Source organism: Nocardia jiangsuensis (assembly GCF_042650385.1).
GTDB classification, from domain to species: domain Bacteria; phylum Actinomycetota; class Actinomycetes; order Mycobacteriales; family Mycobacteriaceae; genus Nocardia; species Nocardia jiangsuensis.
On sequence record NZ_JBHSAX010000021.1, the window covers coordinates 1 to 8,119 of the forward strand.

General features: G+C 74.3%; 1 protein-coding gene and 3 pseudogenes. All 4 read left to right on the forward strand.

The window, feature by feature from the left end:
• Positions 1 to 143: 143 nt before the first annotated feature.
• A pseudogene (locus ACFO0B_RS31565) lies at positions 144 to 2,213 on the forward strand (type I polyketide synthase); the annotation flags it as partial.
• A 243-nt stretch (positions 2,214 to 2,456) separates the two neighbouring features.
• Positions 2,457 to 5,216, forward strand: a pseudogene (locus ACFO0B_RS31570) (type I polyketide synthase); the annotation flags it as partial.
• A 291-nt stretch (positions 5,217 to 5,507) separates the two neighbouring features.
• Positions 5,508 to 7,343, forward strand: a pseudogene (locus ACFO0B_RS31575) (type I polyketide synthase); the annotation flags it as partial.
• Between the two features lie 135 nt (positions 7,344 to 7,478).
• The gene (locus tag ACFO0B_RS31580; RefSeq protein ID WP_449289807.1) at positions 7,479 to 8,117 is read left to right on the forward strand and encodes a phosphopantetheine-binding protein; all 639 of its coding nucleotides are present in this window, start codon (positions 7,479 to 7,481) and stop codon (positions 8,115 to 8,117) included.
• Positions 8,118 to 8,119 lie beyond the last annotated feature (2 nt).

Here is an 8,119-nt window from a genome sequence, read left to right on the forward strand (position 1 = left end):
TTCCGGTGGTCTCGGACCGCACCGGGGAACTGCTGACCGCCGAACAGGCGACCTCTGTCGAATACTGGGTGTCTCATGTGCGCGAGACGGTTCAGTTCTCGAAGGCTCTGGATGTCCTCGCCGATACCCATCACCTCGATGTGATGAAACTGCTGCGTGGCGAACGCGAGCTCCTGGAGGGTGTGGCCCGTGCGTTCACCGCGGGTGTCGACGTCGATTGGTCCAGGGTCAAGCCGGGCCGCCGGGTCCCGCTGCCCACCTACGCATTCCAGCACGCGAACTACTGGCTGACCTCGACCCGCGGCGGCCCCGCCGCCCTCGGCCTCGGCCAGGCCACCCACCCCCTGCTCGGCGCCGTCGTCGGCATCCCCGGCACCGGGGTCACCGTCCTCACCGGCCACCTCTCCCTCAGCACCCTCCCGTGGCTGGCCGATCACACGGTCATGGACACGGTGATCCTCCCCGGCACCGCCTTCGTCGAACTGGCGGTGCAGGCGGGGGATCGGGTGGGCGCGGCGCGGCTGGACGAACTCGTCCTGCACGTTCCCCTTGTGCTCCCCGGCAGCGGCGCCGGGCGGGATATCCGGGTGATCGTCGGTGCGGAGCAGGAGGCCGGGCTCCGGGCCGTCGACATCTACTCCCGCGACCCGGCCGAAACCGCGGCCGGCGAGGAGAACTGGATCCGGCACGCGAGCGGGATCCTCGGCGCGGCGCGCCCGGCCGGGAGCGGCGACCCCGCGTTCCTTACCTGGCCGCCGCCCGGCGCGGCACCGCTGGAGCTGACCGGCTTCTACGCCGGGCTGCACCACCTCGGCTTCGGCTACGGCCCGGTATTCCGCGGCCTCCGCCGGGCTTGGCGGCGCGGAGACGACATCTTCGCCGATGTCGCGCTGCCGCGGCAGGATCGGACCGCCGCCGCGGACTACGCCGTGCACCCCGCCGTGTTGGATGCGGCGCTGCACGCCATCTCGCTCTTCGACACCGAGCACACCGGCGGCGGCATGCCGTTCGCGTGGGCGGGGGTGTCGCTGTACGCGAACGCGGCCGCCGAACTGCGCGTCCGGGTGACCCGCCGGGCGGACGGGGCCGTCGCCGTCACGGCCGCCGACCCGGCGGGCGGGCCGGTGCTCGACATCGAATCGCTGACGCTGCGCCCGGTCTCCATGGACCTGCTCGGGCAGCACCACCCGGCCCGGGTCGATGATCTGTTCGTCCTCGACTGGGTGCCTGCCATCGCCGAACCACCGCGGGAGTTCGGTACCTGGGCCGAGCTGTCCGGCCCCGAGCGGATCGGCGCGGACAATGCCGTGCTCCACGTCACCGCGGGTGAGGTCGCCGAGACCGCGCAGCACGTCCTCGACGTGCTCCGAGCCTGGCTGGCCGGGGCAGGCGATGCCGCCCGGCTGGTGATCGTCACCAGCGGCGCCGTCGCCGTCGGCCCGGACGACGACGTGCGGAATCCGGCGGGCGCCGCGGTCTGGGGGCTGGTGCGCTCCGCGCAGTCCGAGCACCCGGATCGGCTGATCCTGCTGGACGCCGACCGGGAGCGGCTCGACCCGCGGGCGCTCTCCGCGGTGCTCGCCTGCGGCGAGCCCCAGGTCGCGCTGCGCGGCGAGGCGCTGCACGTGCCACGACTGCACCGCGTGCAGCCCGCCCCCGGGCAACCGGTCGTGCGCTGGGACGATGCCGGGACGATCCTGGTGACCGGCGGCAGCGGCGCGCTCGGCCGGGTGATCGTCCGGCACCTGGCCGACCAGGGCGCCAGGCACTTCCTGCTCACCGGCCGCCGCGGCGAGGACGCGCCGGGGGTCGCGGAGTTCCGCACCGAACTCCGGGCCGTCGGCGCCGACGCCGAGGTCGTCGCCTGCGATATCGCCGACCGGGACGCAGTGGCGCGGCTGCTCGAGGCCATTCCGCCGGATCGTCCGCTCTCCGCCGTCGTGCACGCCGCGGGCATCGTCGACGACGGCACGATCGAATCGCTCACCACGCACCAGCTGCGAACCGTCCTGGCCCCGAAGGTCGACGGTGCCCGCAATCTGCACGAGCTGACGGCGGGGCTCCCGCTCTCGGCCTTCGTGCTGTTCTCCTCCGCGTCCGGCACGTTCGGAAACGCGGGGCAGGCGAACTACGCGGCGGCCAATGCCTTCCTGGACGGGCTGGCCGCGCACCGGCGCCATCGCGGGCTGCCCGGGGTCTCGCTCGGGTGGGGGCTGTGGGCCGAGGCGAGCGGGCTGACCGGCGGGCTGAGCGAGGTCGACCGGAGCCGGATGCACCGCGGTGGCGTGGCCGCGCTCTCCAACGAGCGGGGAACCGCGCTGTTCGATGCCGCGCTGGCGGCGGGGCGGCCCGCCGTCCTCCCCATCCGGCTGCGGCTCACCGCCCCGGACGATCCGGGCGCGCCGGTGCCGCCGCTGCTCCGCGACCTGATCCGCACCCGCAGGACCGCGGGCGGCGCCGCGGCCGAGCCGGATACGTTCGTCCGGCGGCTGCGGGACGCCGCGCCCGACGAGCAGCGTCGCACCGTGCTCGAGCTGGTGCGCACGCAGATCGCGAGCACGCTGGGGCACAGCACCGCGGCCGGGGTCGACGAAGGCAGGGCGCTGCGCGAGATCGGCTTCGATTCGCTGACCGCGGTCGAGCTGCGCAACCGGCTCGGCGCGGCCACCGGCCTGCGGCTCCCCGCCACCCTGACCTTCGACTACCCGACCCCGGCCGCGATCACCGGGCACCTGCTCGGCGCGCTCGTCGGCCGGCCCGACCCCGTCCGCGCGGCAGCGGCCCCGGTGCTCTCGGACGAGCCGCTGGCGGTGGTGGGGATGGCCTGCCGGTACCCGGGCGGCATCGCGAACCCGGACGAACTGTGGCAGCTGGTCGCCGACGGCCGCGAGGGCATCACGCTGTTCCCGGCCGACCGCGGCTGGGACATCGAAGCCCTCTACCACCCGGATCCCGGCAACCACGGCACCTCGTACACGCGGGAGGGCGGTTTCCTGCACGAGGCCGGTGAGTTCGACGCGGGCTTCTTCGGGATCTCGCCCCGCGAAGCGCTGGCCATGGACCCGCAGCAGCGGCTCCTGCTGGAGACCGGCTGGGAGGCGCTGGAGAACGCCGGGATCGACCCGAAATCACTGCGGGGCAGCGACACCGGTGTCTTCGCGGGGCTGATGTACCACGACTACGTCACCCGGTTGACCGTGGTTCCGGACGGTGTCGACGGGTACATGGGCACCGGGAACGCGGGCAGTGTCGTCTCGGGCCGCGTTGCCTATGCCCTCGGGCTCGAAGGTCCGGCGGTGACGGTGGACACGGCGTGCTCGTCGTCGCTGGTGGCGATGCACTGGGCCGGTCAGGCGCTGCGGTCCGGGGAGTGCTCGATGGCCCTTGCGGGTGGAGTGACGGTGATGGCGACGCCGGGGACGTTCGTGGATTTCAGTCGGCAGCGTGGGTTGGCTGCCGACGGGCGGTGCAAGTCCTTTGCGGGTGCGGCCGATGGTACGGGGTGGAGTGAGGGTGTCGGTGTCGTGGTGTTGGAGCGGTTGTCGGATGCGGTTGCGAAGGGGCATCCGGTGCTGGCGGTGGTGCGGGGGAGTGCGGTGAATCAGGATGGTGCGTCCAATGGTCTGACGGCGCCGAACGGGCCGTCCCAGCAGCGGGTGATCCGCCGCGCACTCGACGCCGCCGGATTGCACCCGGCCGAGGTGGACGTGGTCGAGGCGCACGGCACCGGAACGTCCCTCGGCGACCCGATCGAGGCACAGGCCCTGCTGGCCACCTACGGCCGCGAGCGCGAGAAGCCGCTGTGGCTGGGGTCGATCAAGTCCAATATCGGCCACACCCAGGCCGCGGCCGGGGTCGCGGGCGTCATCAAGATGGTGATGGCGATGCGGCACGGGGTGCTGCCCGCGACGCTGCACGTGGACGAGCCGACGCCGCAGGTGGATTGGGCCTCCGGGGCGGTCGAGCTGCTGACCAGCGCGCGGGAGTGGCCGGTCGACGGGCATCCGCGGCGGGCCGCGGTGTCCTCGTTCGGGATCAGCGGCACGAACGCGCACGTCATTCTGGAGCAGGCACCCGCGCTCGCGCCATCGGAGCCGGTCGAGACCGAAGGGCCGGTGGCCTGGGTGGTATCGGGGCGGGGCCGGGACGCCGCGGCGGGCCAGGCCGGGCGGCTGGCGGCGTGGGCGCGGGCGCACCCGGAGCTGCCGCCCGCCGATATCGGCTGGTCGTCGGTGACATCGCGGTCGGTGTTCGAGAACCGGATCGTGGTGATCGGCCGGGATCGCGACACGCTCCTGGCCGGCCTGGATTCCGCGGCCGCGCACGCGCCGCGACCCGGCGTGGTGTCCGGGGCCGTGATCTCCACCGATTCCGGTGCGCGGCCCGGCCTCGCGCTGCTCTTCGCGGGCCAGGGGTCGCAGCGGCCGGGCATGGGCCGGGAACTCGCGGACGCCTTCCCGGTCTTCGCCGGCGCACTGGACTCCGTCTGCGCGGCACTGGACGAATGGCTGCCGCGCCCGCTGCGCGCGGTGCTGTTCGCCGAGCCGGGATCGCCGGAGGCGGCGCTGCTGGACGAGACCAGGTACACCCAGGCGGCGCTCTTCGCCGTGCAGGTGGCGCTGTTCGAGCTGCTCGAATCCTGGTCGATCACCCCCGATCACCTGCTCGGGCACTCGATCGGCGGGCTGGCCGCCGCGCACGTGGCCGGGGTCATGTCGCTCGGGGACGCGGCACGGGTGGTGGCCGAGCGCGGCCGCCTGATGCACCAGCTGCCCGGCGGCGCGATGGCCGCCATCCGCGCCGGGCACCGCGAGGTGCTCGACTCGCTCGTCACGGTGCTCGGCCCCGACGCACCGCAGCGGATCTCGATCGCCGCGGTGAACGCCCCAGACGCCACGGTCATCTCCGGTGACCGGGACGCCGTCGCGGCGCTCACCGAGCACTGGACGACGGCTGGGCATCGGGTCAGGGAGCTGACCGTCTCGCACGCCTTCCACTCGCCGCACATGGATTCCGTGCTGGACGATTTCCGCGCCGTCCTCGAGACCGTCGAACTGCACCCGCCGCGGATCCCGGTGATCTCCGACAGCACCGGCGCGCCGCTGACCGCCGACGAGGCGACCTCCCCGGAGTACTGGGTGCGCCACGTGCGCGAGACCGTCCAGTTCTCCCGGGCGCTGGCCGGGCTCGCGGAGCGGGGCGCCGGATACTTCGTCGAGCTCGGGGACGGCGGCCTCGCCGGGCTCGCCGCCCACCACACGACCACCGGCGCCGAGGTATCGGTAGGGCTGCTGCGCGGCGCGAACGAGCCGGAGGCGGTGCTCGCAGGCGTCGCGCGGATCTTCACCGCCGGGGTTCCGGTCGACTGGTCCGCCGTGCGCCCCGGCCGCCGGGTCCCGCTGCCCACCTACGCCTTCCAGCGGCAGCGGTACTGGCTCGACGCCGACGCGGCGCACTCCGCCGATGTCGCGGGCGCCGGGCTGGACCCGGTCGCGCACCCGCTGCTCGCGGCGGCGGTCAGTACCGCCGATGGCGGCACCGTCGTCCTCACCGGGCGGCTGTCGACCCGGACCCAGCCGTGGCTTGCCGAGCACACCGTGCTGGGGACGGTGCTGCTGCCGGGCAGCGTCTTCCTCGAACTGGTGAGCCGCGCCGGTGCCGAGGCCGGGTGCGGGCGGATCGACGAACTCGTGCTGCACAGCCCCGCCGTCCTCGACCACGACGGCCTCGACCTCCAGGTCCTCGTCGGCCCGGCCGACGAGGCGGACAGCCGCGCGGTGGACGTCTACTCCCGTGCCGACCGGGGCGAGTGGACCCACCACGCCACCGGACGCCTCTCGCGCGCGGCGGACGCACCTGCCATCGAGGCGACCCCGTGGCCCCCGGCGGACGCGGAGCCCGTCGATATCGCCGGCCTCTACGACGAGCTGGCGGCGGCCGGTATCGACTACGGCCCCGCCTTCCGCGGGCTCCGCGGCGTGTACCGCGCCGGTGCGGATGTCTTCGCCGAAATCGCCATCCCGGCGACCGATCTCGACCAGACCGGCTTCGGCCTGCACCCCGTGCTCGGCGACGCGGCCTTGCACGCGGTCGGATTCACCGCGCTGGCGCGGGCCGGCGGCGTCGGCACCGGCGGGCTGCCCTTCGCGTGGAGCGGGGTCACGGTGGCGCGGACCGGGGCGCCGGCGGCGCGCGTGCGGCTGCGCCCGACCGGCGCCGACACCCTGGAACTGCTCGCCACCGATGCCGCGGGCGCCACCGTGCTGTCGATCGAATCGCTCACCCTGCGTGCCGTCGACGCGCCACCGCGCGGCACCCGCGATCTCTACACGGTCTCCTGGACGCCGATCCCGGCCGCGCCGGGCAGCTCCCCGCTGGTCCGCATCCCGGCCGTCGCCGAAGAGCCGTTCACCGCCGCCGCGACCGCCGTGCTCGACCTGACCGCGCACGGCGGCCCGGAACCGGCCGCGGTGCACGCGGCGGTGAGCACCGCGCTCGGCGCGGTGCAGCGCTGGCTCGCCGCAGGCGGCACCGCCCGGCTCGCTTTCCGCACGAGGCACGCGGTCGCGATCGACGAGACCGACGCGGCGCCCGATCCGGCGGCCGCCGCGGTATGGGGGCTGGTCCGCACCGCGCAGTCCGAGCATCCGGATCGGTTCGTCCTGATCGACACCGACAACGCCGAACCCGGCGACCGGGAGCTGGAACGCGCCCTGGCACTGCCGGAGCCGCAGCTGGCACTGCGCGGCGGCGAGCCGCACACTCCGCGGCTGCGCCGGGCCCCCGTGCCGGACGGCGGCGGGCCGCCCGAGTGGACGGGCACGGTGCTCATCACCGGCGGAACCGGCGTGCTCGCCGCCGCGCTCGCCCGCCATCTGGCCCGCGCGGGCGCACCGCGGCTGCTGCTCGCGAGCCGGCGCGGCCCCGCCGGCGACGGCATCGCCGCCCTGGTCGCGGAGCTGACCGCCGCCGGTACCCACGCCGAGGCCGTCGCCTGCGATGTCGCGGATCGGGAGTCGGTGGCCGCGCTGCTGCGCGGCATTCCGGAGAGCCATCCGCTGACCGCCGTCATCCACACCGCGGGCGTGCTGGACGACGGAGTCCTCGAAGCGCTGACGCCGGAGCGCATCCGGACGGTGTCCGCACCGAAGGTGGACGGGGCGTGGCACCTGCACGACCTCACCCGCGAGCTGCCGCTGTCCGCCTTCGTCCTGTTCTCCTCGGCCGCGGCCACCTTCGGCAATCCGGGGCAGGCGAACTACGCGGCGGCCAATGCCTACCTCGACGCCCTTGCCCGCCACCGGCACGGCGCGGGCCTCCCGGCGACCGCGCTGGCCTGGGGGCTGTGGGCCGACACCGGCGGCATGGCGGGCCGCATCGATCGCGGCCGCGCCGACCGGATGGACGCGCTCTCCACCGAACAGGGGCTCGCGCTCTTCGATCTCGCGGTGCCGCTGCCGTCGGCACATCTGCTGCCGATGCGCATCGGGCGGGAAGCGCTGCGGCCCGGCGGGCCGACGCATCCCCTGCTGCGGGACCTGGTGCGGGCACCGGCCCCCGGCGGTGCCGATCCCGGCGCCGCGCACCCGGCCGAGCGGCTGGCCGGACTCGCCGAACCCGAACAGCGGAAGTACCTGATCGACCTGGTGGCCGCGCATATCGCGCCGGTACTCGGCTATCGGGGCCCCGCGGAGGTGGATCCGGACCGGAACTTCCTGGAGATGGGGTTCGACTCGCTGGCCGCCATCGAACTCAGGAATCGGCTCAATACCGCGACCGGGCTGCGGCTGCCGACCAGCCTCGTCTTCGACCAGCCGACGCCGACGGTGCTCGCGCTGCACCTGCTGGAGCAGCTGCGGCCGAGCAGGGAATCGCAGCTCGCGGAGGTGTTCGACGCTATCGACCGCGGTCTCGACCGGCTGCTGCGGCTCGGGCTCGACGACCCGGACGGTGCCGGCGAACCGGCTGCCACGCAGCGGTTGAAGGCACTCGGCGCGCGGGTGGCGAAGCTCAGGACCGACGGTGCGGCGGCGTCGGCGAAGGGCGATCTCGCCGATCTCGACGACGACGAAATGTTCAGTCTCATCAGCAAGACCCTCAATATCTCCGAGGACTAGGC